Genomic DNA, 23421 nt, shown 5'->3' with positions numbered 1-23421 from the left:
TTTAATGGCTTATTAAAAAATAAGCAATTTGTATACTGTATACCCATGATACTTCAAGATGCAAAGTCAGCAAGACAAATGGTGCCAAGATGCTAGGCATAAAATTGAAGTATAGTTATTCTACATCGATATTTTATAACAACGCAGATTGGTGCAATTTGACTTGCCCTACGGGGCGCAAGCTCGAACAGCACTACTGCGTTGTAACCTTTGAAAAGTGAATAACAATTCCCTCAGGTTACGCCTTGCATTGCTATTCGAGCTTGTACCTGACAAAGCATCTTGAGGTAACATGGGTATATCTATGGTGACTTAAAGGAGTGTGAAATGGGATTAATTATAGATGGACAGTGGGTTGATAAATGGTATGACACAAAAAATAGCGATGGACAATTTGTACGCCAAGACAGTGCTTATCGAGGTTCAATTAATAACCAAGCAAATAATCCTTATCAGGTAGAAGCGGGGCGCTATCATCTTTATGTGTCACTCGCTTGCCCTTGGGCGCATCGTGCATTGATATTTCGTCAACTTAAGGGGCTAACTGGCATTATTTCTGTGTCGGTTGTTGAGCCTGAAATGCTTAATAAAGGCTGGTCATTTGCAGAAAAAGGAGATGATCTTTACCAGCTAAAGCAGATGTATGAAATCTATCTAAAAGGCGATTCAAACTACCAAGGGCGTGTTACTGTGCCGGTATTGTGGGACAAAAAAACGCAGACTATTGTTAATAATGAGTCGAGTGAGATAATTCGTATACTCAATGGTGCGTTTAACCAACTAACGGATAATCACGATGATTATTATCCTGATCCATTACAGAGTGAAATCGATGAGGTGAATCAATTTATCTATGATGATATCAATAATGGCGTTTATAAAGCGGGGTTTGCGACGTCTCAGGCGGTCTATGAAAGCGCATACCATCGCTTATTTGAGCGATTAGATTGGTTAGAGCTTCGTTTATCACAACAACGTTATTTAGTTGGTGAGCAAATCACAGAGGCAGATTGGCGCCTGTTTACAACCTTGATTCGCTTTGACGCCGTTTATCATGGACATTTTAAATGTAACCGTCAGACCTTAGCGAGTTTTAAACATATTAGTGGCTATTTACGAGAGTTGTATCAAATTGAAGGCGTTGCTGAAACAGTGAATTTTGAGCATATTAAAACGCACTATTATTACAGCCACGATATGATAAATCCGACACGTATTATTCCCGCTGGGCCTTGGGTTGATTTTAATCAAGCCCACAACAGGGAAGCGTTATGATAAAAAAGATCTCTTCTGCGCAATTAGGGCGTGGTGAGCACGGCTGGTTGAGTAGCCGTTTTCATTTTAGTTTTGCGGATTATTATAATCCGCAGCGAATGGGATTTGGTAAATTACGCGTCATTAATGATGACATTATTAAAGCGGGGTATGGCTTTGATGCACACCCGCATCGTAACATGGAGATCATTACTTACGTTAGAAGCGGTGAAATTTCTCATCAAGATAGCGAAGGCAATAAAGGCGTCACCAGAGCTGGCGAAGTACAAGTGATGAGTGCGGGATCTGGTATTGTCCATGCGGAATATAATTTGGGAACTGAGCCGTTAACCTTATATCAAATATGGATAGAAACTAATGTGCACAATGTTAAACCACGTTGGCAAACTTTGCCTTTTCCGACGCGTGATAATGTTGAGCAATTGACGCTATTGGTTTCTGGTTATGAGCAAGATCAAGGCAACGCAAAGCTACTTTCAATTTATCAACATGCGCGTATTTATGCAGGCGTATTAAAAAAAGGCAGTGTTATTGAGCACACTATCGACCAACAAGCTTATCTGCTAGCTTCGCAGGGGGAGTTTAGCATTATAGATGGCAGTGAGCAGGTGGTTTTAAGGAAAGGGGATGGTGCCGAGGTGACCAATGTAAAAACGCTGACAATTAGTGCAATCACTGATTGTGAATTGTTGCTGATAGATACCCCTTAAAATGAAAGACTCAGGAAAAACCTGAGTCTTTTATAACTCGTTCTCACGCTCTGCGTTGTCTCTTATACACAATTTTCGAGTTAAAATTTTTAGTTTCCAGTATTTATTAGAGGGTGTTTCGCCCTTGGCGAGTTACTTTTCTTTTACGGCCAAAGAAAAGTAACCAAAAGAAAGGCCGACCCGCTATTTTTTTGTCTTGCGCAACCTGATTGCTTAAACGCACCGGCTTGAACAGCACACCCCTGTGCTGATCAAGCCTAGCACCGCCATCCATGGCGGGACTTGCTAAGCAATCCTGCCTTAGCAAGAAAAATAGAGGGCATCTGTGTCACCTTGATTGCTTTGTTTGTCTGTAAAGTAACAAAGATCTGGCCCATAAACTTTAACAACTCAATGCGTACCCACAAAAATTCCGTTATATTTTCCTGATAAAAAGCATCACTTTAGCAAAGGAAATCATGGATGATTTCATTAGCATCTGCATGCACATGGATGTGTATTCAGATGCAGTGCGTTAAGAAGTGATGCTTTTTAGCAGATTAGAAAATATTGTGGAACGGCACTTTTTGGTTACTTTTTCTTGCTGTTGAGAAAAAGTAACTCGCTGAAAGGCGAAATCACTGCAAAGTAAGGTTAAATATTGACTGGATGAGCAGAGGCGAATAGATCATATTTCGCCCTTGGCTAGTAGTGTTTTATATTCAGAACATGCTTCAAAAGATAAATGGTAATCTTGCACAGCTATAAACTTTTTCTAGCACAATTTGGATGTTATGCATTACTACGCCGAGCGAGAGAACGAGTCAAAGACTCAGGTAATCCTGAGTCTTTAGGGATATATAGAAATGTTACTTTCTTGCCTGTTGTTTAAGCTCAAAATCAAATTCATCTGGAAAGAAGATCAGCCCTTCACTGTTTTGGTCAGGAAATACCACTAACGCTAATTCATCATCTTCAAGCCCATGTGTCCAACGGTTATGCCATTTCTCTAGTGAAATAGCTTCCGCTTTACAGTGTGACCACTCTTCCGTTGCCCACGCTAACGCAAACTCTTGATTAGGCCAAACAGGCACACAGTCTTCATCTTCACTGTTGAGCATGACGCATCCATGCTCATCTACTAATAGCCAAATTTGCTTGTTTTTAACTACCTCTTTTAACAGGTATTGATAACGCTTTTGTGCGTCTAAACGCTGAATATCTTTAACTTGTTGTTCAGTGAGTGTATTGCTCATTATGTTTCCTAGTGATGTTTTTGGTTAGCCTACCGCTCATCGCTTGTTAAGGCAACAATTGGGGAATGGATGTTTCACTAGCAAGAAGATGGTCCAGCATTGGTACCATAATAATCGGTTCATAGCTTTTCTGGATCGCTGTTACCATTTTAATACGTGCTTGCTCGTGTTTATCTTGGCAATTTTGTGCATTCTTGTAATGTTGCTCGCTACTCCATTGGCTATAAGAGATCCACTGGTTGTCATGAGTTTTATGCAAACGTGATCCTAATGCTCCATACTTTTCAATATTGCGATGAATGATTTCCGACCAACCCTCTTTAAATGCCTGTTCATATTGTGGCTTGATATCCCAACGAAAAAGTACTGTGATCATAAATCCTCCTGAATAGAAATAGCTGACTTAAGCTTTAGAGACAATAGCTTATATGTCAAGGAAGTCGTCTTTAAATAGCTGGGAATTAAGCGATGTAGGTGATTTTTTATACCTAAAGTTAAGCATCGCGCGGTAAGCCTTTTTCAATTGCTTTAATCAAGCGACTATTGAGTCGATCTTCAATAATAGGAATATGTGTTTGATGCTGCTCTAAGGCCCAGATAATATGTTCATTAAGTAGCTCACAATCACTCTCGCTGAGTTTTTTATTTAATGCTTCTATTAATGCGCCACTGTGCGGTGCATTACCTAAGGCGACAGCAATATTACGTAGCCACCGTTGATAACCGATACGCCTTATCGGTGAGCCTTCTGTATTGGTTAAAAAGGTATCTTCATCCCATGCAAAAAGCGCGAGTAAAGGTTGCTTTTCAAGCTGATGGCGGGCTTGATAGTCTTGCTCTTGCGTCACATTAGCAAAGCGATTCCAAGGACAAATAAGCTGACAATCGTCACAGCCGTATATTCTATTCCCTATCGCTTTACGAAACTCGACCGGAATTGCGCCTTGTAATTCAATCGTTAGATAGGAGATACAACGTCGCCCATCAACGACATAGGGAGCAACAATGGCTTGAGTAGGGCATATTTTTAGACAGGCAACGCATTGTCCACATTTTTCTTCTACGGGTTGATCAACGGGCAGGGGTAAATCAATTAGTAACTCCCCGATAAAGAACCACGAGCCATTTTTTGCATCGATAAGTAGTGAGTGCTTGCCTGTCCAGCCAAGGCCTGCTTTTTCTGCAAGTGGACGCTCTAAAATAGGGGCACTATCAACAAAGGGGCGATAGCCTAGTTTACCCACCTGATGTTCAATTTTTTGCCCTAATTGTTTGAGACGTTTACGCATAACTTTATGGTAATCTCGGCCAAGTGCGTAACGGCTAATATAGGCATTTTCTTTGTTTTTTAAAGTGCGCGCAAATTGTGCATTTTCAGGCAAGTAATCCATACGTACTGAAACAACCCTTAATGTGCCAGGGTGTAACTCATCTGGTCGCGCACGTTTCATGCCATGGCGCGCCATATAATCCATTTCACCGTGATATTGGTTGTCTAACCACTGTTGTAAAGCGGTTTCATGTTGTTTGAGATCGATATCTGAGATACCCACTTGCTGAAACCCTAGCGCTTTTCCCCAGAGCTTGATATTTTCAGCTAACTGAATTAAATCTATCTGCTTAGTATCAATTTGATCGCCAGCGGTATGTTTCTCAACCATTGTTTTCTCTTTTTATAGAACGGAGCCCAAAATATGCTTTCTGAACAGCTAAAAGTTAATGCAAGTTTACCACACTCTTTATACCGTGCTCAGCAGATAAAAGATTTTGAGGGCATTGCTGCTGAACAAGCAGGCACGACCTTGTATGGGTTGATGAAACGCGCTGGACAAGCTTGCTTTCAACTTTTTACAAGTCATTTTCCTGAAGCGAAAAAAGTGCTGGTGCTAACAGGCTCAGGTAATAATGGTGGCGATGGGTATGTATTTGCAGCTATTGCTAAAGATGCAGGGCTACATGTTCAGCTTTGCCAAGTAGGCGATGCTAGTGAGTTAACTGGAGATGCAGCCCAAGCAAGGAATGCTTGGCGTATTGAGCAAGGCGTGATTGATGGCATTGAGCAAGCTGATTTTGAACGCTGTGATGTCATTGTTGATGCACTATTAGGTATTGGTTTACTAGGTACGCTTCGCGCAGAGTATCAGCGACTGATCCATCGAATCAATCAAAGTAATAAACCAGTATTAAGTGTTGATATTCCTTCAGGGTTAAATGCAGATACAGGGTATATTTCTGATGTTGCTGTTAATGCCGATGCCACACTTTGTTTAGTGGGATTAAAGCAAGGTTTATTCACCGGGCGCTCTGCTGAATATTGCGGAACGCTTTATTTCTCAGGACTTGGTGTCGAAAATGAATTTGAACAGCTATGTAAAAATACTGTCTCTAGAGTAACGTATAGCGATGTGAGTGGTTACTTAACTCCACGAACCCGTACTAGCCACAAAGGTTTTTTTGGTAAAACATTGGTTATCGGAGGCAATGTCGGTATGCCTGGTGCTGCAAGGTTAGCATCAGAAGCCGCGTTACGATGTGGATCCGGTCTTGTAAAAGTACTCACAGTACCTGAGAATTTACATACTATTCTATCTGGTCGACCTGAGTTAATGGGCGAGGGGATCGGGCTTAATAAATTAACCAATAATATTTTACAGAACTGGGCAACCGTTTTAACTATCGGTCCTGGCTTAGGTAGTGATCAATGGGCACAAACATTACTCGATTATGTATTAGAAAGTGAGCTACCTGTGGTTGTTGATGCTGATGCGTTGAACTTACTGGTGGATAAACCTGCTTGGAAAGAAAACTGGATGTTAACGCCCCATCCTGGTGAAGCTGCAACCTTATTAGGTTGCTCAATCAGTAAAATTGAAGAAGACCGCTTCAGTGCGGTGCGCAATTTACAACGGAGTTTTGGTGGCGTTGTGATTTTGAAAGGAGCGGGCACACTAATTTGTGACGGAAAACAGGTATATGTTGCGAATGTTGGTAATCCTGGCATGGCAAGTGGTGGCATGGGGGATGTACTTTCTGGTATCATTGCCGGATTATTAGCACAAGGGTTAGATTCGCTACAGGCCTCTATTTTAGGGGTATCTATCCATGGTTTAGCTGCCGATGCAGCAGCAGAAACCGATGAACGAGGTCTACTAGCCAGTGATCTTTTCCCATATATCAGGAAGTTGGTTAATCCATAATGGTTGATTTATTTACAGAAAAGTTAAGTGATGCAGAGCAAACCGTTGCTTTTGGGGGCCGATTAAGTAGTGCTTGTACAAGTGCAACTTGTATCTATTTACATGGTGACTTAGGTGCAGGTAAAACCACATTAACACGTGGTTTTATCCAAAACTTAGGTCATGAGGGAAATGTAAAAAGCCCCACTTATACTTTAGTAGAGCCTTATGAACTGGCTGACTGGAATATTTATCACTTTGATCTTTATCGTTTAGGCGATCCTGAAGAGCTAGAGTTTATGGGCATTCGAGATTATTTTGCCGATAATAGCCATTGTCTAGTTGAGTGGCCAGAGCGAGGTGAAGGTGTATTACCGTTAGCTGATATTGATTTAACGCTCAGATATGATGGTGAGCAACGTATTATTTCATTGCAAGCAAATACAGAGACAGGCAAACAAGTCTTACAGAAACTATGAATTTAAGTGATCGCTTTTTTATATACAAATTATTGATTGTCAGCTTTTTATTATTCGCATTTAACAGTGCGCAGGCTAATCAACTAAAAGGTGTGCGTGCATGGCCTTCGCCCGATAATACGCGTGTTGTATTAGATTTAAGTGGTAAACCCGATTATGAAATTCATTATTTAAAAAAACCAAACCGCCTTGTATTGGATATTCAATCAACTCGTAGCAAAGTTAATCTTAAAACCATTTCTCACGATGGCCCCCTAGTTAAAAACATTCGCGCCAGCGCAAGTAATAGCAGTGGCACTTATCGTTTAGTGATAGATCTTAAACAGGCAAGCATTGCGAACGTATTTACACTGCCTCCTGCTAACCCCTATGGGCATCGCTTAGTCATTGATTTACCGCACCAAGTTGCTGATGCAACACCAACGCCAGATAAAACTGTAAGTCCTGTGAGTGTTGGCCGTGATGTGATTATTGCCATTGATGCTGGTCATGGTGGTGAAGATCCCGGCGCCATTGGTAAGTTTAGCTATGAGAAAAAAATTACCCTACAGATTGCTAAACGTTTACAAAAACGGATTAACAAACAGTCGGGTATGAGTGCTTTTTTAATTCGTACAGGCGATTATTACGTTAATTTAAATAAACGCTCAGAGCTTGCCGTAAAAGGTAAAGCAGACTTTTTGGTTTCTATTCATGCTGATGGTTTTAGTTCTAGTCAACCCAGTGGAGCATCAGTGTGGATTCTATCTGATCGTCGTGCAAACTCTGAAATGGGACGGAGAATGGAACGCCACGAAGTTCATTCTGAGTTACTAGGGGGTAAAGGTCAGGCGTCTGAAGCCGCGAGCAGTGTTCCGTTTTTGAATAAAGTTTTCTTTGATATGTCCAAATCTAACTCCATGCAGGTTGGATCTGATGTTGGAAACTTAGTTGTCAAAGAGCTAGGCCGGATAACAAAACTACATAAGAAAAAACCGGTGGGTGCAAGTTTAGCTGTGCTTAAATCGCCTTACATCCCCTCTATTTTGGTTGAAGCTGGTTTTATTACCAATCATCGTGAAGAGCGGTTACTTAACCAAGCGCAATATCAAAATAAAGTGGCAAATGCAGTTTTCAAAGGTATTTACAGTCACTTTAGAGAGTCTCCTCCACACGACTCTTTATTTGCGCAAAAAAAACGTGCGATCAAACATACTGTGCGCAGTGGCGAGTCTCTGTCAATTTTAGCTGAGCGTTACAGCGTCACTTCAAAAGAGTTAAAGTCTTATAATCGTTTAAAATCTTCTTCATTACGTATCGGTCAAGTATTAAAAATACCACCCAATTATCGATTAGTGGTAAAACCTGATCCGATTGCAGTGGTTCCTGCGCCAGATTCTATTTTGTCAAAACCGACGATTCATAAAGTAAAAAGTGGGGAATCACTTTCGGTTATTGCTAAACGTTACCAAACCACGACACAAGAGCTTAAAAGCTTTAATAAATTACGCTCCATGTCATTGGCTATTGGTCAAAAAATTAAAATACCTACTGATACTTTTGTTACTACGTCTGATGTAACTGCTACAACAGTGCATACGGTGCGTAAAGGTGAATCACTGTCAGTGATCGCACAAAAATATGGTAAACAGAGTAATGAATTAAAAACGTATAATAAATTACGCTCGACATCATTGGCAATTGGACAAAAATTAAAAATACCAGGAGTAGCTTCTCAAGTGGCAAGTCGGCCATTAAAAGCACCCGTCGCGTCAATAGCAACAGTACATACAGTGCGTAGAGGTGAGTCACTTTCCGTTATTGCGGAAAAATATGGTACGTCGAGCAGTGATATTAAAACCTTTAATAAACTTCGTTCAACGTCATTGGCGATTGGACAAAAATTAAAAATCCCAGGGGAGGCTATTCAAGTAGTGAGTACACCGGTGAAGGCGCCAGTGGTATCCAGAACCTCCCTAGCAACCGTGCATACAGTACGTAAAGGTGAATCACTTTCTGTTATCGCGCAAAAATATGGAAAGCAAAGCAAGGAATTAAAAACCTTTAATAACTTACGCTCAACGAGCTTAGCAATCGGCCAAAAAATTAAAATTCCTGGTGTTGCTTCGCAAGTGGCTGAAACGCCAGTGAAAGCAACGCTTATTCACCCACCTAGTGTCCATATTGTGCGTAGTGGTGAATCACTTTCTGTGATTGCTAAAAAATATGCAACTTCTAGCAATGCGATAAAGTCCTATAATAAGCTTCGTTCTACTTCATTGGCTATTGGCCAGAAACTAAAAATCCCCAATGCAAGCACTGTAATAGCGAAATCATCTGTACCTGAAAAACCATCGCTACACATAGTTCAAAGTGGTGAATCTCTTTCGGTGATAGCAAAACGCTATGGTTACAGTAGTAGTGAGCTGAAGAAGTATAATAAATTGCGCTCTACCACATTGGCCATTGGCCAGAAATTAAAAATTCCTGTTGATGGTGCAGTTGTTGAGCGCACTGTTTCACGAAAGGCAACAGTACATAAAGTACGTAGTGGTGAATCTTTGTCGGTGATTGCATCACGATATAACACCAGTTCATTGGTGTTAAAGAAACATAATAACTTACGTTCAACAACTTTGGCGATTGGACAAAAGATAAAAATACCTGCAAATGCAGATAAGCTCACCACTCATAAAGTACGAAGTGGTGAATCATTGTCAGTGATAGCAAAGCGTTATGGTACTAGTGCCTCAGTGATTAAATCGATCAATAAACTGCGCTCTAACTCGCTGGCAATTGGACAACTGCTTACTATTCCAACGACTTAAACTCTTCGGATTAAATCAACATGGCAATCGAAATTTTACCCGCTCGCCTCGCAAACCAAATTGCTGCAGGTGAAGTGGTTGAGCGACCTGCATCGGTGGTAAAAGAATTAATTGAAAATAGCTTGGATGCCGGTGCAACTCGTATTGAGATTGATATCGAAAAAGGTGGTGCTAAATGTATCCGCATTAAGGATAATGGTGTCGGTGTCTGTAAAGACCAACTTACGCTAGCGTTAAGTCGCCATGCAACAAGTAAAATTAGCCATCTTGATGACCTTGAAGCAATTGTTAGTCTTGGCTTTCGCGGTGAAGCACTGGCCAGTATCAGTTCAGTCTCGCGTTTAACCTTTACGTCTAAACCAAGTGACCAAGATCAGGCTTGGCAAGCTGTTGCTGAGGGACGTGATATGCAGGTGAATATTCAACCCGCTGCACACCCACAAGGCACTACCGTTGAAGTATTAGATCTGTTTTTTAACACACCTGCACGACGCCGTTTCTTGAAAACCGAAAAAACAGAGTTTCAGCATATTGATGAATTGATTCGTCGTATTGCATTAAGCTCATTTGATATTGGTTTTGTGTTAAGACATAACGGAAAAATTATTCGCCAGTATCGAGCAGCGCAAACTTCCGCACAAATAGATAAGCGCCTTGCTAGTATCTGTAGTGAGAGCTTTGTAAAAAGCGCGCTGTCCTTTAGTAGCGAAGAAAATAGTAATACAGCAAATTACCTTAAGATCTCAGGATGGATTTCAGATAGGTTATCACCTCGGTTACTAGGTGATGTGCAGTACTGCTATATTAATGGGCGTATGATCCGCGATAAATTGGTAAACCATGCCATTAAGCAAGCCTATGCGCGTTTATTACCTGAAGGTCAGTTTCCCGGTTATGTTATTTACATTCATTGTCCAGCTGAGCAAGTAGATGTGAATGTGCACCCTTCTAAACACGAAGTACGTTTTCATCAAGCAAGGTGGGTGCATGATTATATTGTTAGTACCTTATCAATGACCTTAAATAGTGAAGATGCACACCAATCGCACCAGCAATATGAACATGACTATCAGCCTCCTCAATCACCACTTTCATCTAATAGAGAAAGTAGCGCGGGAGTAAAAAGTAATAATTATAGTGAGCCTCGAAACCAAAGTGGTGAACAGGGGAACGCCCAACCACATTATCAAACACTATATAAGCCGACCCCATTAGATGAGCGACAGGTAAATGCCTACTGTGACTTTGTTAGTGAGTCACATCAACCTTTAAATGGGACAGTAGATAATCAGTCTCAATCAGATTTTGAACTGCTTAGTTTGGTCGATAACCGTCATGCTTTAGTTAAGGTTAAGTCGCTAAATGAATTGCTGTTAGTTTCTCTGCCACGATGTTATCAATATGTTGAAAAGCATTCTTTGTTAGAAGCTTGGCAAAATGGTGAAGTGATATCACAGCCTCTCCTGCTCCCTGTTCGTATCATACTCAATGATGCTTCGTTGCAAATTAGTGAACGCTTTGAATCGCTGTTTTTGCGTTTGGGTTTTAGCTTTAAAAATCAGACAAACAAACTTATTATTAGCAAAGTTCCTGCGCTACTCCGTCAGGCTCCCATTGGTAAAATATTACCTCTGTTGTTTGATTATTTAAGTACCATTGATGCGCCGTTAAGCGACACACAGATAGATGCTTTTTGCGATTTTATGATCCAGCAAATTAGTACCGATAAGTCATTTGATGTCAGTGCTGTAACTGCGTTATTGTCACGCTTTTCAACATCAGAGTTAATGGCACAAAATGCACTTTATATCAGGCCTGATCTTACTCTTTTATTACAAGGCTTTTCAGATGAATGAATTACCTAACGTTATTTTTTTAATGGGGCCAACGGCTTCTGGAAAAACAGATCTGGCTATTCGTTTAGCGACCGAGTGTGACTGTGAAATTATCAGTGTCGATTCTGCTCTGATCTATAAAGGTATGGATATCGGCACGGCTAAGCCGACTCAAGCAGAGTTAACGGAAGCGCCACATGCCTTAGTGGATATTATTGACCCGTTAGAAGCTTATTCAGCGGGGGATTTCCGCGATGATGCAATTCGTTTAATGCATGAAATTGTTGCGCGTGGCAAAACCCCTCTATTAGTTGGGGGCACCATGCTTTATTACAAAGCATTAATTGATGGTTTATCACCATTGCCAAGTGCAGACGTAGCAATTCGGGCTGACATAGAGGCTGAGGCTGAGCAATTTGGGTGGCAGTATCTACATGATCAATTGACAGAGATTGATCCGGTTTCAGCTAAACGTATTCATGTTAATGATCCGCAACGCTTATCACGTGCCATTGAGGTATACCGGATATCGGGTAAAAGCATGACCCAATTAACGGAAACTAAAAGTGATTCCTTACCATTTACTTTTAAGCAGTTTGCCATTGCTCCGGCTGAAAAGTCCGTACTGCATGAGCGTATCGAACGTCGCTTTGAGCTTATGCTCGCTGCGGGTTTTGAGCAAGAAGTTGAACGTTTACGAAATCGTGGTGACTTACATTTAGATTTACCCTCGATGCGTTGTGTAGGCTATCGACAAATGTGGGAATACCTTGATGGTAAGATGGATCATCAAGAGATGGTTTTCCGCGGTGTGGTAGCAACTAGGCAGCTTGCTAAGCGACAAATGACTTGGCTTCGAGGCTGGAAAAGCGAGATAAAATGGCTTGAGAGCGGAGATGAAAATAATTTTGAAATCTGTAGAACAGCATTTATGTCGTAAATATTATTCTACGCTAGTGTTTAGAAAGTGTTACTGATCATAAATTTAACATTCAAATCGGTTTTTATTTAACCATTGTTTATACTGGCTTCACTAAAATTAATAATAAAAATAATGTAGGGAATAACGATGGCTAAAGGACAATCATTACAAGACCCATTTTTGAATACATTACGTAAAGAACGTATTCCTGTATCAATTTACTTAGTTAATGGTATTAAGCTACAAGGGCAAATTGAATCATTTGATCAATTTGTTATCTTATTGAAAAACACTGTCAGTCAGATGGTTTATAAACATGCTATTTCAACGGTGGTACCTGCACGGGCAGTGCCGACCATTCCGCATGTTGAGTAATTATTGTATTCACATATAACATATCTTATGGCTTGCTTATGTAAGCCATTTTTTTATCCAAAATTTAAACTACTATGGTAGGATTATTGGTCTGTATGTTATTTATCAGATTGAAATAACCTACTTCTTTTCTATTTTCTATTTCCTATTTTGGAGCAATTATTTGTTTGATCGTTATGAAGCCGGTGAACAGGCTGTCTTAGTTCATATCACTTTTTCTGATGATGAAAAAAAAGAGGATCTTGACGAGCTTAAGCTATTAGTCAGTTCTTCTGGTGTCGAAACTGTTGGCACAGTAACAGGCCCTCGAAAGTCTCCCCATGCACGTTATTTTGTTGGTACCGGTAAAGCCCAAGAAATTGCTGATACAGTGCAAACTTTAGGGGCTAATGTGGTTATTTTTAATCACTCATTAACACCTGCACAGCAGCGTAATTTAGAGGCTATCTGCCAATGTTTAGTGCTAGATAGAACAGCGCTAATTTTAGATATTTTTGCACAGCGTGCACGTACCTACGAAGGTAAATTACAAGTTGAATTAGCGCAGCTTCGCTTTATGTCAACGCGCCTTATTCGTGGTTGGAGTCACCTAGATAAACAAAAAGGTGGTGTAGGCATGCGTGGCCCCGGGGAAACTCAACTAGAAACAGATAGGCGTTTATTAAGTGCTCGTATCACAGCCATCAAAGGGCGTTTGGCAAAAGTTGCTAAACAACGTGATCAAGGCCGTCGCGCTCGTCAACGCGCAGAGGTACCTACCGTATCATTAGTGGGTTACACCAATGCAGGTAAATCCACACTGTTTAACCAAATCACCGATGCGGGGGTGTATGCAGCCGACCAACTCTTTGCGACACTCGACCCTACTTTACGTCAAATCGAAATAGGCGATGTGGGTAATTGTATCTTAGCTGATACGGTTGGTTTCGTTCGTCATTTACCGCATGATTTAGTGGCCGCTTTTAAAGCTACTCTTCAAGAAACAAGAGAAGCAACATTGCTATTGCATGTCGTTGATTGCTCTGATGAAAACTATCGAGGCAATATTGATGCTGTAGAGCGTGTATTGACTGATATCGATGCTGGTGATGTTCCACAGTTGATTATCATGAATAAAATTGATGCTTTTGATGATGTTTCGCCACGGATTGACTTTGATGATGAAGAAAAACCGATGCGCGTTTGGCTATCGGCTCGTACTGGTGAAGGTGTTGAGTTACTTTTTGAAGCATTAAGTTCATTATTATCTGGGCAAATTCGTGCTTTGCAACTCGCTATTCCGCCTGCACAGGGCAAATTACGCGCAGCGTTTTATGAGCTCAATTGTATTGATAATGAAAGTTATGACGAAAATGGGGACTGCATATTAGATATTCGCATTAACAATGTTGATCTATCGCGTTTACGAAAACAGTTTGATGGTGCGCTAGAAGCGTGTATTGTGCAAAATAAATAGTAACATAATATGTCATAGTAGCTTTATTCTTGTTAAGATCATTGCTACATTAATATTTTAAATTTAATTACTTACATATCGAGGGCTAAAATGGCTTGGATGGCTTGGAATGAACCGGGGAAAGACGGTAAGAAAGATCAAGACCCGTGGCAGAATAACGGCAAAAAAAATGAGCAGGGGCCACCTGATCTAGATGTTGTATTTCAGAAAATGTCTGACCTTTTCGGTGGTTTATTTGGTAAAAAACCATCATCAGGAAGTGGCGGTAATAAAAGTGGTGGCGGAAAGTTCGCTGTCATTGCTATTGCAGCGTTGTTATTTGTGGTCTGGTTTGTTAGTGGTTGGTACACCATTAAAGAGTCTGATCGTGGTGTAGTGTTACGTTTTGGTGCTTATCATAGCCAAGTTGAACCTGGCTTACATTGGAATCCAAAATTTATTGATGAAATTATTCCTATCAATGTTGAAGCGTTCCGTACCATGCCAACAACGGGATTTATGCTAACTGAAGACGAAAACATCGTCACTGTAGGCATGGAAATTCAATACCGTATAGTATCGCCTGAAAAATATCTGTTTAGTGTTACTAATGCTGATAACAGCTTATTACAGGCATTAGATAGCTCTCTGCGTTTTGTGGTTGGTCACTCAACCATGGATGATGTATTAACAACAGGCCGTGAAGTGGTTCGTCAAGATACATGGGAAATGGTTGATAAAATTATAGAGCCTTATGATCTTGGTATCGATATTGTTGATGTGAACTTACAGCAAACACGTCCTCCTGAGCAGGTTAAAGCCGCTTTTGATGATGCTATTGCAGCGCAAGAAGATGAAGAGCGTTTTGTACGTGAAGCTGAAGCTTATGAGCGTGAAAAAGAGCCGATTGCACGTGGTCAAGTTAAACGTATTGAGCAGCAAGCACAAGCTTACAGCGAAGGTTTAGTCTTGCGAGCAGAGGGTGAAGTTGCACGTTTTAAAAACCTACTGCCTCAATATCAAGCAAATCCAGAAGTAACACGTCAGCGTATTTATATCGAAACAATGGAGTCGGTACTTAATAACAGCTCTAAGGTGTTAATTGATAATAAAGCGGGCGGTAACTTGACCTTCTTACCATTAGATAAACTAATGAGTAAAACCAAGGAGGTAGAAGCGCCTTATTCAAGTGAAATAGAAACGCGCTCACGTGCGGATGAAAAAGCTGATTTAGATGAACGGAGTTCAACAAGTGAGAGATTATCTCGTAGTAGCCGCAGTGGCGGGAGAGAGTAATTATGAATAAACTTTTAATTTTACCTATCATACTGTTTTTAGGTTTCATCAGTAGTGCATTTGTCGTGTCAGAAGGGCAGGGCGGTATCGTCATGCAGTTTAGCAAGGTTAAACGTGATGCAGAGGGCAACCCAGTTGTATTTGGCCCTGGGCTACACTTTAAAGTGCCGATTATTGACTCGATACGTATTATGGATACTCGTATTCAAACATTAGACGATCAAGCGGATCGTTTTGTAACCTCAGAGAAAAAAGATCTGATCATTGACTCTTACGTTAAATGGCAAATTGCTGACCTGTCTGTTTATTACTTGGCAACAGGTGGTAATAAGATGCAAGCAGAAGCGTTATTAAAACGTAAAATTAATAATGGTTTGCGTAATGAAATTGGTTCCCACACGATTAAGGAAATTGTTTCTGGTAAACGTGGTGAAGTAATGGAAACCGCATTGAAACGTATGGCTCGTTCATCGGAGTTGGGGATCAGAGTTGTTGATGTACGTATTAAAAAGATTAACCTGCCTGATGAAGTAAGTAACAGTGTTTATAAGCGTATGCGTGCTGAGCGTCAAGCGGTAGCAAGAGAGCATCGTTCTCAAGGTCAAGAGAAGTCAGAAGTGATTCGTGCAAATATTGACCGTAAGGTTTCTGTTATGTTAGCGCAAGCTAACAAAGAGTCTTTAGAGGTTCGTGGTAACGGTGACTCGTTAGCCGCTAAGATTTATGCAGATGCTTATGCACAAGACACAAATTTCTTTGCTTTCCTACGTAGTATGCAAGCTTATGAAAAAAGCTTTTCAGGTAAAGATGACGTGATGGTGTTAAGTCCAGATTCAGAGTTCTTTAAGTTCATGAATAGTAAGGATTAACACTTACTCCATCTATTTTAAAAGGCAACTTAGTTGCCTTTTTTTTCGCCTGAAATTTAAACAAATAGTGATTTACTCATAAAGAGATTGATCAAGGTAATTAATATTTGCTAAAATCCCCGCTCAATTCGCTAGAGACATGTGATTCTGATGGGAAAAAACGTAGTAATTCTTGGCACTCAATGGGGTGACGAAGGTAAAGGTAAGGTTGTAGACCTACTAACAGACAAAGCACAATGGGTAGTTCGTTATCAAGGCGGACACAATGCGGGTCATACATTGGTAATCGATGGGGAGAAAACGGTTCTTCATCTTATCCCATCAGGCATCCTGCGTGAAAACGTAAAATGTGTTATCGGTAATGGTGTTGTATTAGCACCTGATGCATTGTTCAAAGAGATGAACATGCTTACTGATAAAGGTATTCCTGCAAAAGAGCGCCTATTTATCAGTGAAGGCTGTCCTCTTATTTTACCTTACCATGTGGCATTAGACATGGCGCGTGAAAAAGCACGTGGTAATAAAGCAATCGGTACTACTGGTCGTGGTATCGGTCCTGCTTACGAAGATAAAGTTTCTCGCCGTGGATTACGTGTTGATGATCTATTCAACATGGAAACATTTGCAGTAAAACTAAAAGAAGTAATGGAATACCATAACTTCCAGTTAGAGCATTACTACAAAGTAGACCCTGTAAGCTATGAAGATGTACTTGCACAAATGACTGAGATGGCACCATTGCTAATCAGCATGGTTATTGATGTTACCGATGAGCTAGATAAAGCACGCCTACGTGGTGACAATATCCTGTTTGAAGGTGCGCAAGGTACTCTACTTGATATCGACCATGGTACATACCCCTATGTAACCTCTTCAAATACTACTGCGGGTGGCGTGGCTACGGGCAGTGGTTTTGGGCCAACACACCTAAATTACGTTTTAGGTATTGTTAAAGCTTATACCACACGTGTTGGTTCTGGGCCTTTCCCGACTGAGCTTTATGATGGCGTTGATAAATTAGACCCAGCTGGTCACCATTTAGGTACAGTTGGTCATGAGTTTGGTGCAACAACAGGGCGTTTACGTCGTACAGGTTGGTTTGATGCTGTTGCAATTAAACGTGCAGTACAACTAAACAGTATTACTGGTTTCTGCTTAACTAAACTTGATGTACTTGATGGTTTAGAAGAGATTAAAATCTGTACTGGTTACACTATGCCTGATGGTAAAGTAGTGGATGTGCCTCCAATGTCTGCTGATGGTTACGAAGTAGCTGTTCCTGTCTATGAAACAGTGCCTGGATGGAGTGAGGTTTCATTTGGTGTTACTTCTTACGATGCATTACCTGAAAATGCAAAAGCTTACATTAAGCGTTTAGAAGAGTTAACTGGTGTGCCAATGGATATCATCTCTACTGGCCCTGATCGTAATGAAACAATGATTCAAGTGAATCCATTTGTTTAATTAATGATTAATAAACTTAATTAATATAAGCCCTTATCATGGTCACATGATAAGGGCTTTTTTTTAAAGATGACTTTAGTCAATTAAACCGATCTTTAATTTGATATTTACTTGTCTTTTATTTGCTCCTAACTACTCTTTTATGAGTATAAAAGGAGAAGTCATCTATGAAAGCTTACAAAAACCGAACCGTAACGGTTCAAATGGTCTCTATTATCAGCTTATGTTTGGTATTAGGTTTTTCAACTATTGCAGTACTCGTTTATAAAAACATTTCACAAGTACTATTAAATCGTACGTTAGCTGAACAACAGTCGCGTGTAAGTGCGCTCGCAACCACTATATCAAGCCAATTTGGTACTTATCTAGAAAATGCTGAAAAACTTGGTTCAACTTTCCAGCATGCCTACCTTCGTGGGTTAACGCTACAAAATGATGTGGTGATAGTTAATGGACATCGCGTCAATAACGCTACTATTAATGGCGTTTCAGTGATCAACCACTTTGATGAAGTGGATCTTTTTTATCGTGATACGGGGGCAATCGCAACGTTGTTTTTAAAATCAGGTGATGATTTTTTACGTGTCTCTACCTCTTTGAAAAAAGAAAATGGTCAGCGTGCTGTTGGCACTTTATTAGGTAAGCAACACGATGGCTATCAATCATTAACGACTGGTAGTCCGTATTATGCCAAAGTCGATTTATTTGGTGATGAATATTTAACCTATTATGAACCTATTAAAAATAATCTAGGTCAGATCGTTGCCATTTCTTTTATTGGAATTCCAATTGGGGTTGCCACTGAAGAAGTTTTTGCAAACCTTGCTAATATTCGCTGGGGAGAAACCGGTGAAAGTTTTGTCTTGAGTAATGCTGAAAAAGATAAAGGCAGTTATCTCTTCCCTACGAAAAATAGTGCACCATTAGTAGGAAAAATCCTCTCCTCTTTATTTAACTCTGAACAAGGTGTTGTTCAATATACAGATAAAAGTAATCAAGCTAGTTATCTTGTTTATGCTAATGTGCCAGGCTGGCAATGGAAGCTAGTTGGGGGAACAACCGTCGCTGAAATAACCAGAGAAAGTAAGCAACTCTTACTGACTATTATTACAATTTCAGCATTAGTAGGTGGCTTTACCTTATTAATTATGATTATTTTTGTCGGTAAAATGATCACGCCGTTAAAATCTTTAACCGGCTATATGCAACGGTTAGGTAATGGAGAGGTTAGCTTTAATGTCGGTGAAACTACGCCTGATTCTCAGAATGAGGTTGATAAATTAATACATGGTGTGCATACCATGGCAACACAGTTAAATGAGCTGGTAACTGGTTTACGAAAAAATAGTAATAAACTACATCAACAATCTAATAGTGTGGCTGGGAACGCAGACAGTAGCTTGGAGATGTCTCAGCAACAACAGATGGAAATAGACCAAGTTGTGGCTGCAATAGAGGAGATAGCTGCGACGGCGCAATCATCTGCACAGCAGATAGAAGAGATTGCGAGCAGTGTTAATATTGCCAAAAATGATGCGCATTCAGGCTCTTCTTTAGTTATTGAGATGACAACCGATATTAGTGAATTAAATTCACAACTCAAAGCATCCTCAGAGGCGATCAAAAAAGTCAGTCAAGAAAGCGATAACATTCAAAGTGTCACTAAGATGATTGATGAAATTGCGGAGCAAACTAATTTGCTGGCTTTGAATGCAGCCATTGAAGCCGCACGCGCTGGGGAACAAGGGCGAGGTTTTGCCGTAGTTGCCGATGAAGTCCGCACATTAGCCGCTAGAACGCAGGAGTCGGTTAAAGAAGTAGTTACGATTATGGAACAGTTACGCCAATGTACATCCAGCGCAGTCAATATGATGGAGAAAAGTGAAGAGCGTGGCAGTATAGTAACTTCACATGCTTTTGAAGTTGGAGAGTCACTCAAGAGTATTGCTAATCAGGTCGTATTAATTGCAGAACAATCTGATGCTATTGCCGCGACTTCAGAAGAGCAGGCGCTTGTGACACAAGAGATATCTGCTAATGCAAATCGTATTAGTACACTGAATAGTGATAACCATAAAGCTGCGGTAGAAAATGCAGATAGCGCAACGCAACTGCATCGATTATCTAGTGATTTAAGTGATAAGGTCGCTTACTTTAGCTAAATTTAGTGAGCTACTGCCGTTGCGAGTTGTAACGGCATGTCCACTAGTTTTTACGATTGGCCGCTAAGTGTGCAAGGCTAATCAAGGCTTGTTTATAATCGTTTTCAGGTAAAATCGAGATAGCGGCTATCGCTTTATCTGCTTCTTCTAGCGCACGTTGTTGCGTATATGATAAGGCGTTGGTTTCTTTTAATGCCTGCATAATGTCATCAAAGTGGTCCATTCCGTTGCCTTTTTCGATTGCATCTCGAATTAAGGTGACTTGTGTTTCGTTACCGTGTTGCATCGCATAAAGTAATGGTAATGTTGGTTTTCCTTCTGCTAAGTCATCACCTGTGTTTTTACCCATTTCAGAGGCGTCAGAGTTATAATCCATCACATCATCTGTTAGCTGGAAAGCGGTACCGAGATATTTTCCATAATTTAACAAAGCTTGTTCAATTTCAGTGGGCTGTTCACCCAAAACTGCGACTAATTGCGTAGCAGCTTCAAAAAGCTTAGCTGTTTTAAAGTAGATAACATCCATATAACTTTTTTCAGTAGTATCTGGGTCGTTACAGTTCATTAGCTGTAAAACTTCACCCTCGGCAATGACATTGGTGGCATTTGAAAGAACGTCCATCACTTTAAGGTTTTGTAAATCAGTCATCATCTGAAAAGAGCGTGTATATAAAAAATCACCCACTAAAACGCTGGCAGCATTACCAAAAAGAGCATTCGCTGTTTTCTCGCCACGGCGAAGATCAGATTCATCTACCACATCATCATGTAATAGTGTTGCTGTATGAATAAATTCAATAATTGCGGCTAATTTAGTGGTTTTATCGTTATGTATATCAAGTGCCTTAGCTGCTAATATAGTGATTAAAGGGCGAATACGTTTGCCACCACTATTAACGATATAAAAGCCAAGTTGATTAATTAGCGCTACATCAGAGGTTAATTGTGCTTGAATTAATGCGTTTACTTGTAGCATTTCATTGTTTGATAATTGTTGAATCTGTTTAATATCCATGATGTAACGGTTCCGAAGTAAGCGCGATAAAATAAGTGTTTATTATTGCCCTTTATAGTACTTATCTCAACTCTGATATGGGAAATAATAATAACTAATTTCATTTCTAGATTCACTGCACCTTTTTTTATCAACTCGTTGATATTTAGTGTTTTTGTTTACTCGTAAAATCGTCTATTTGTAATGTGGAATAGAAGTTGCAACTATTTCTATTATTTTTTCCATTTATTATTGCCAAGTGACATTAATTGCCGTAAACTCCGCCTCCATTGTGATTAATAAGTGTGCTCTCGATGCTGGTTCCTAGATGAATAGCACGAGACGCCTGAACGGAGTAATAAACATGTACGCTGTTATCCAGAGTGGTGGCAAGCAACACCGTGTTGCTGTAGAACAAACTCTTCGTTTGGAAAAACTAGATGTAGAAGCTGGCGCAACTGTTGAATTTGATAAAGTTCTTCTAGTAGCAAACGCAGACGACATCAAAGTTGGTGTTCCATACGTAGACGGAAGTAAAGTAACTGCTGAAGTAGTTGCACACGGTCGTGGTAAAAAAGTTAAAATCGTTAAGTTCCGCCGTCGTAAACATTCACGTACTCAAGCTGGTCATCGCCAGTGGTTTACTGAAGTTAAAATTACTGCGATTAACGCTTAATTAGGAGTTATTAAAAATGGCACATAAAAAAGCTGGTGGTAGTACTAATAACGGTCGTGATTCAGAAAGTAAACGCTTAGGTGTTAAACGTTTTGGTGGCGAGTCTGTATTAGCTGGTAATATCCTTGTACGTCAACGTGGTACTAAATTCCACGCTGGCCTAAATGTTGGTCTTGGTAAAGATCACACTCTTTTCGCGAAAGAAACTGGTACAGTTAAATTCGAAAAGAAAGGTAAACCACTACGTTCATACGTGAGCATCGTTGCTGAATAATTCAGTTTCGAAGTAAGATTCTAAAGCCTCGCTTATGCGGGGCTTTTTTTTTACTTATCTATCTCTATTACCCATAAAAATGTGATCTATGTTTAATAGAAATAGGTATAATCAGTGCGCAGCAAAATGTTGTGCATGTTTTTCTTGGAGGTTGTAATGAAGTTTGTTGATGAAGCAAAAATTAAGGTTGACGCTGGAGATGGTGGCAACGGCTGTGTCGGCTTTCGTACAGAAAAATATATCCCACGTGGTGGCCCTAATGGTGGCGATGGTGGCGATGGTGGTGATGTCTACCTTCAAGCAGATGAGAATTTAAATACCCTTGTTGATTTCCGTTTTGTACGTTTCTACGCAGCTGAGCGTGGAGAGAATGGACAAACGCGTGATTGTACAGGTTCTCGTGGTAAAGATTTAGTGATTCCTGTGCCTATTGGTACACGTGCTCGCGATGAAGATACGGGTGAGGTAATCGGCGATTTAACCACTGAAGGTCAAAAGCTATTAGTCGCTAAAGGTGGCTTCCATGGCCTTGGTAATGCACGATTTAAAACCAGTACTAACCGTGCACCTCGTCAAAAGACCGATGGAACGCCGGGAGAGATTCGTCATTTACAATTAGAGCTTCTCTTGTTAGCTGATGTTGGTATGTTAGGACTTCCAAATGCGGGTAAATCAACTTTTATTCGTAGTGTGTCAGCAGCAAAACCTAAAGTTGCGGATTACCCATTTACGACCCTTATTCCAAACCTTGGTGTTGTAAGTATGGGTCACGGTCGTAGCTTCGTAATTGCTGATATTCCTGGGTTAATCGAAGGTGCTTCAGAAGGGGCTGGGCTTGGAACGCGTTTCTTGCGTCACCTTGAACGTTGTCGCGTTTTATTACATATGGTTGATCTATTACCGGCAGATGGTACTGATCCTGCTGATAATGCAGAAATAATTTTAGAAGAGCTCGCTAAGCATAGCCCGAAATTAGCCTCGAAACAGCGCTGGTTGATCTTTAATAAAACAGATCTATTACCAACTGAAGAAGCTGAAGAGGTGATGCAATCGGTTATTGATCGTCTTGAATGGGATGGGCCGGTTTATAAAATTGCGGCTATTTCAAAAACAGGTACGCAAGAGGTATGTCAGAATGTGGCTGATCACTTAGAAGAGATGCCAACGGAGTACACTGCTGAAGAAGAGCGCCAACAGGTCGAATTCCAATGGGATGATTACCATGAGTCAACAATGGACAGCGTTAATGAAGATTACGTCGCTGAAGATGATGACGATGATTGGGATGAAGATGAAGAGACGATGGAAGTGATCTACGTTCGCGATTAGTTTCCACTCGCCTGCATCGATTGATTAAAAGCCACGGAGTTAATAACTCGGTGGCTTTTTTATTTAGCCGCTTTACACAACAGTCACTGCAAAACTGCCACTATAAAA

General features: G+C 40.5%; 19 protein-coding genes and 2 pseudogenes. 17 read left to right on the top strand and 4 right to left on the bottom strand.

What is annotated here, in order from left to right:
- The first annotated feature begins 327 nt into the window (after positions 1-327).
- Both CW745_RS11215 and CW745_RS11210 read left to right on the top strand, forming a co-directional pair.
- Entirely contained in the window at positions 328-1275 is a 948-nt protein-coding gene (locus CW745_RS11215; protein WP_101108772.1) for a glutathione S-transferase family protein, read from the top strand.
- Positions 1272-1985, top strand: a complete 714-nt coding sequence (locus tag CW745_RS11210; RefSeq protein ID WP_101108771.1) for a pirin-like bicupin family protein — start codon at positions 1272-1274, stop codon at positions 1983-1985. The genes CW745_RS11215 and CW745_RS11210 overlap by 4 nt, the downstream gene beginning before the upstream one ends.
- Positions 1986-2833: 848 nt before the next feature.
- On the opposite strand, the gene CW745_RS11205 is transcribed toward CW745_RS11210, so the two are convergent.
- The 3 genes from CW745_RS11205 to queG form a co-directional block, all read right to left on the bottom strand.
- Complete coding sequence (locus CW745_RS11205) at positions 2834-3220, bottom strand: DUF2750 domain-containing protein (protein ID WP_101108770.1); 387 nt, start codon at positions 3218-3220, stop codon at positions 2834-2836.
- A gap of 46 nt (positions 3221-3266) precedes the next feature.
- Entirely contained in the window at positions 3267-3596 is a 330-nt protein-coding gene (locus CW745_RS11200) for an antibiotic biosynthesis monooxygenase (protein WP_101108769.1), read from the bottom strand.
- A 118-nt stretch (positions 3597-3714) separates the two neighbouring features.
- Positions 3715-4881: a tRNA epoxyqueuosine(34) reductase QueG gene (queG, locus tag CW745_RS11195; RefSeq protein WP_193755593.1), complete on the bottom strand. Its 1167-nt coding sequence runs from the start codon at positions 4879-4881 to the stop codon at positions 3715-3717.
- Positions 4882-4914: 33 nt separating this feature from the next.
- On the opposite strand from queG, the gene CW745_RS11190 reads away from it, so the two are divergent.
- The 12 genes and pseudogenes from CW745_RS11190 to CW745_RS11140 all read left to right on the top strand — a co-directional run bounded on the left by CW745_RS11190 (position 4915) and on the right by CW745_RS11140 (position 20040).
- The gene (locus CW745_RS11190) at positions 4915-6417 is read left to right on the top strand and encodes an NAD(P)H-hydrate dehydratase (RefSeq protein WP_101108768.1); all 1503 of its coding nucleotides are present in this window, start codon (positions 4915-4917) and stop codon (positions 6415-6417) included.
- Positions 6417-6875, top strand: coding sequence for a tRNA (adenosine(37)-N6)-threonylcarbamoyltransferase complex ATPase subunit type 1 TsaE (gene tsaE, locus CW745_RS11185; protein ID WP_101108767.1), 459 nt, complete (start codon positions 6417-6419; stop codon positions 6873-6875). The genes CW745_RS11190 and tsaE overlap by 1 nt, the downstream gene beginning before the upstream one ends.
- A pseudogene (locus tag CW745_RS17050) lies at positions 6872-9508 on the top strand (LysM peptidoglycan-binding domain-containing protein); the annotation flags it as partial. The gene tsaE and the pseudogene CW745_RS17050, both read left to right, overlap by 4 nt.
- A 33-nt stretch (positions 9509-9541) precedes the next feature.
- Positions 9542-9682, top strand: a pseudogene (locus tag CW745_RS16935) (LysM peptidoglycan-binding domain-containing protein); the annotation flags it as partial.
- A 20-nt stretch (positions 9683-9702) separates the two neighbouring features.
- Positions 9703-11538: a DNA mismatch repair endonuclease MutL gene (mutL, locus tag CW745_RS11175; protein ID WP_101108765.1), complete on the top strand. Its 1836-nt coding sequence runs from the start codon at positions 9703-9705 to the stop codon at positions 11536-11538.
- Entirely contained in the window at positions 11531-12457 is a 927-nt protein-coding gene (gene miaA, locus CW745_RS11170) for a tRNA (adenosine(37)-N6)-dimethylallyltransferase MiaA (protein ID WP_101108764.1), read from the top strand. Before mutL ends, miaA begins: the two co-directional genes overlap by 8 nt.
- Before the next feature lie 129 nt (positions 12458-12586).
- Positions 12587-12814, top strand: a complete 228-nt coding sequence (gene hfq, locus CW745_RS11165; RefSeq protein ID WP_101108763.1) for an RNA chaperone Hfq — start codon at positions 12587-12589, stop codon at positions 12812-12814.
- Positions 12815-12977: 163 nt separating this feature from the next.
- Positions 12978-14270, top strand: a complete 1293-nt coding sequence (gene hflX / locus CW745_RS11160; RefSeq protein WP_101108762.1) for a ribosome rescue GTPase HflX — start codon at positions 12978-12980, stop codon at positions 14268-14270.
- A 99-nt stretch (positions 14271-14369) separates the two neighbouring features.
- Positions 14370-15545, top strand: a complete 1176-nt coding sequence (hflK, locus tag CW745_RS11155) for an FtsH protease activity modulator HflK (RefSeq protein ID WP_101108881.1) — start codon at positions 14370-14372, stop codon at positions 15543-15545.
- Between the two features lie 2 nt (positions 15546-15547).
- A complete protein-coding gene (gene hflC / locus CW745_RS11150) occupies positions 15548-16414 on the top strand; it encodes a protease modulator HflC (protein WP_101108761.1) in 867 nt (288 codons plus the stop codon).
- 150 nt (positions 16415-16564) lie between these two features.
- Positions 16565-17878, top strand: coding sequence for an adenylosuccinate synthase (locus tag CW745_RS11145; RefSeq protein WP_101108760.1), 1314 nt, complete (start codon positions 16565-16567; stop codon positions 17876-17878).
- A 167-nt stretch (positions 17879-18045) separates the two neighbouring features.
- Positions 18046-20040, top strand: a complete 1995-nt coding sequence (locus CW745_RS11140; RefSeq protein WP_101108759.1) for a Cache 3/Cache 2 fusion domain-containing protein — start codon at positions 18046-18048, stop codon at positions 20038-20040.
- Positions 20041-20083: 43 nt separating this feature from the next.
- Here the strand turns inward: CW745_RS11140 and ispB are convergent, their stop codons facing one another.
- Entirely contained in the window at positions 20084-21055 is a 972-nt protein-coding gene (ispB, locus tag CW745_RS11135) for an octaprenyl diphosphate synthase (protein WP_101108758.1), read from the bottom strand.
- A gap of 343 nt (positions 21056-21398) precedes the next feature.
- On the opposite strand from ispB, the gene rplU reads away from it, so the two are divergent.
- The 3 genes from rplU (at position 21399) to cgtA (ending at position 23313) form a co-directional block, all read left to right on the top strand.
- Positions 21399-21710, top strand: a complete 312-nt coding sequence (gene rplU, locus CW745_RS11130; protein ID WP_101108757.1) for a 50S ribosomal protein L21 — start codon at positions 21399-21401, stop codon at positions 21708-21710.
- 16 nt (positions 21711-21726) lie between these two features.
- Entirely contained in the window at positions 21727-21984 is a 258-nt protein-coding gene (rpmA, locus tag CW745_RS11125) for a 50S ribosomal protein L27 (protein ID WP_101108756.1), read from the top strand.
- Between the two features lie 156 nt (positions 21985-22140).
- Entirely contained in the window at positions 22141-23313 is a 1173-nt protein-coding gene (gene cgtA / locus CW745_RS11120; RefSeq protein WP_101108755.1) for an Obg family GTPase CgtA, read from the top strand.
- The last annotated feature ends 108 nt before the right edge of the window (positions 23314-23421 follow it).

The sequence above is a fragment of the Psychromonas sp. psych-6C06 genome (assembly GCF_002835465.1).
Taxonomy (GTDB): Bacteria; Pseudomonadota; Gammaproteobacteria; order Enterobacterales; family Psychromonadaceae; genus Psychromonas.
Note: the sequence above shows the minus strand (reverse complement) of the source record. Positions and strands in the feature narration are given on the sequence as shown.

What these genes read in the sequence shown, in the direction of transcription:
- CW745_RS11215 (WP_101108772.1), top strand. Translation starts at nt 328, where the DNA reads ATGGGATTAATTATAGATGGACAGTGGGTTGATAAATGGTATGACACA.
- CW745_RS11210 (WP_101108771.1), top strand. Translation starts at nt 1,272, where the DNA reads ATGATAAAAAAGATCTCTTCTGCGCAATTAGGGCGTGGTGAGCACGGC.
- CW745_RS11205 (WP_101108770.1), bottom strand. Translation starts at nt 3,220, where the DNA reads ATGAGCAATACACTCACTGAACAACAAGTTAAAGATATTCAGCGTTTA.
- CW745_RS11200 (WP_101108769.1), bottom strand. Translation starts at nt 3,596, where the DNA reads ATGATCACAGTACTTTTTCGTTGGGATATCAAGCCACAATATGAACAG.
- queG (WP_193755593.1), bottom strand. Translation starts at nt 4,881, where the DNA reads ATGGTTGAGAAACATACCGCTGGCGATCAAATTGATACTAAGCAGATA.
- CW745_RS11190 (WP_101108768.1), top strand. Translation starts at nt 4,915, where the DNA reads ATGCTTTCTGAACAGCTAAAAGTTAATGCAAGTTTACCACACTCTTTA.
- tsaE (WP_101108767.1), top strand. Translation starts at nt 6,417, where the DNA reads ATGGTTGATTTATTTACAGAAAAGTTAAGTGATGCAGAGCAAACCGTT.
- mutL (WP_101108765.1), top strand. Translation starts at nt 9,703, where the DNA reads ATGGCAATCGAAATTTTACCCGCTCGCCTCGCAAACCAAATTGCTGCA.
- miaA (WP_101108764.1), top strand. Translation starts at nt 11,531, where the DNA reads ATGAATGAATTACCTAACGTTATTTTTTTAATGGGGCCAACGGCTTCT.
- hfq (WP_101108763.1), top strand. Translation starts at nt 12,587, where the DNA reads ATGGCTAAAGGACAATCATTACAAGACCCATTTTTGAATACATTACGT.
- hflK (WP_101108881.1), top strand. Translation starts at nt 14,370, where the DNA reads ATGGCTTGGAATGAACCGGGGAAAGACGGTAAGAAAGATCAAGACCCG.
- hflC (WP_101108761.1), top strand. Translation starts at nt 15,548, where the DNA reads ATGAATAAACTTTTAATTTTACCTATCATACTGTTTTTAGGTTTCATC.
- CW745_RS11145 (WP_101108760.1), top strand. Translation starts at nt 16,565, where the DNA reads ATGGGAAAAAACGTAGTAATTCTTGGCACTCAATGGGGTGACGAAGGT.
- CW745_RS11140 (WP_101108759.1), top strand. Translation starts at nt 18,046, where the DNA reads ATGAAAGCTTACAAAAACCGAACCGTAACGGTTCAAATGGTCTCTATT.
- ispB (WP_101108758.1), bottom strand. Translation starts at nt 21,055, where the DNA reads ATGGATATTAAACAGATTCAACAATTATCAAACAATGAAATGCTACAA.
- rplU (WP_101108757.1), top strand. Translation starts at nt 21,399, where the DNA reads ATGTACGCTGTTATCCAGAGTGGTGGCAAGCAACACCGTGTTGCTGTA.
- rpmA (WP_101108756.1), top strand. Translation starts at nt 21,727, where the DNA reads ATGGCACATAAAAAAGCTGGTGGTAGTACTAATAACGGTCGTGATTCA.
- cgtA (WP_101108755.1), top strand. Translation starts at nt 22,141, where the DNA reads ATGAAGTTTGTTGATGAAGCAAAAATTAAGGTTGACGCTGGAGATGGT.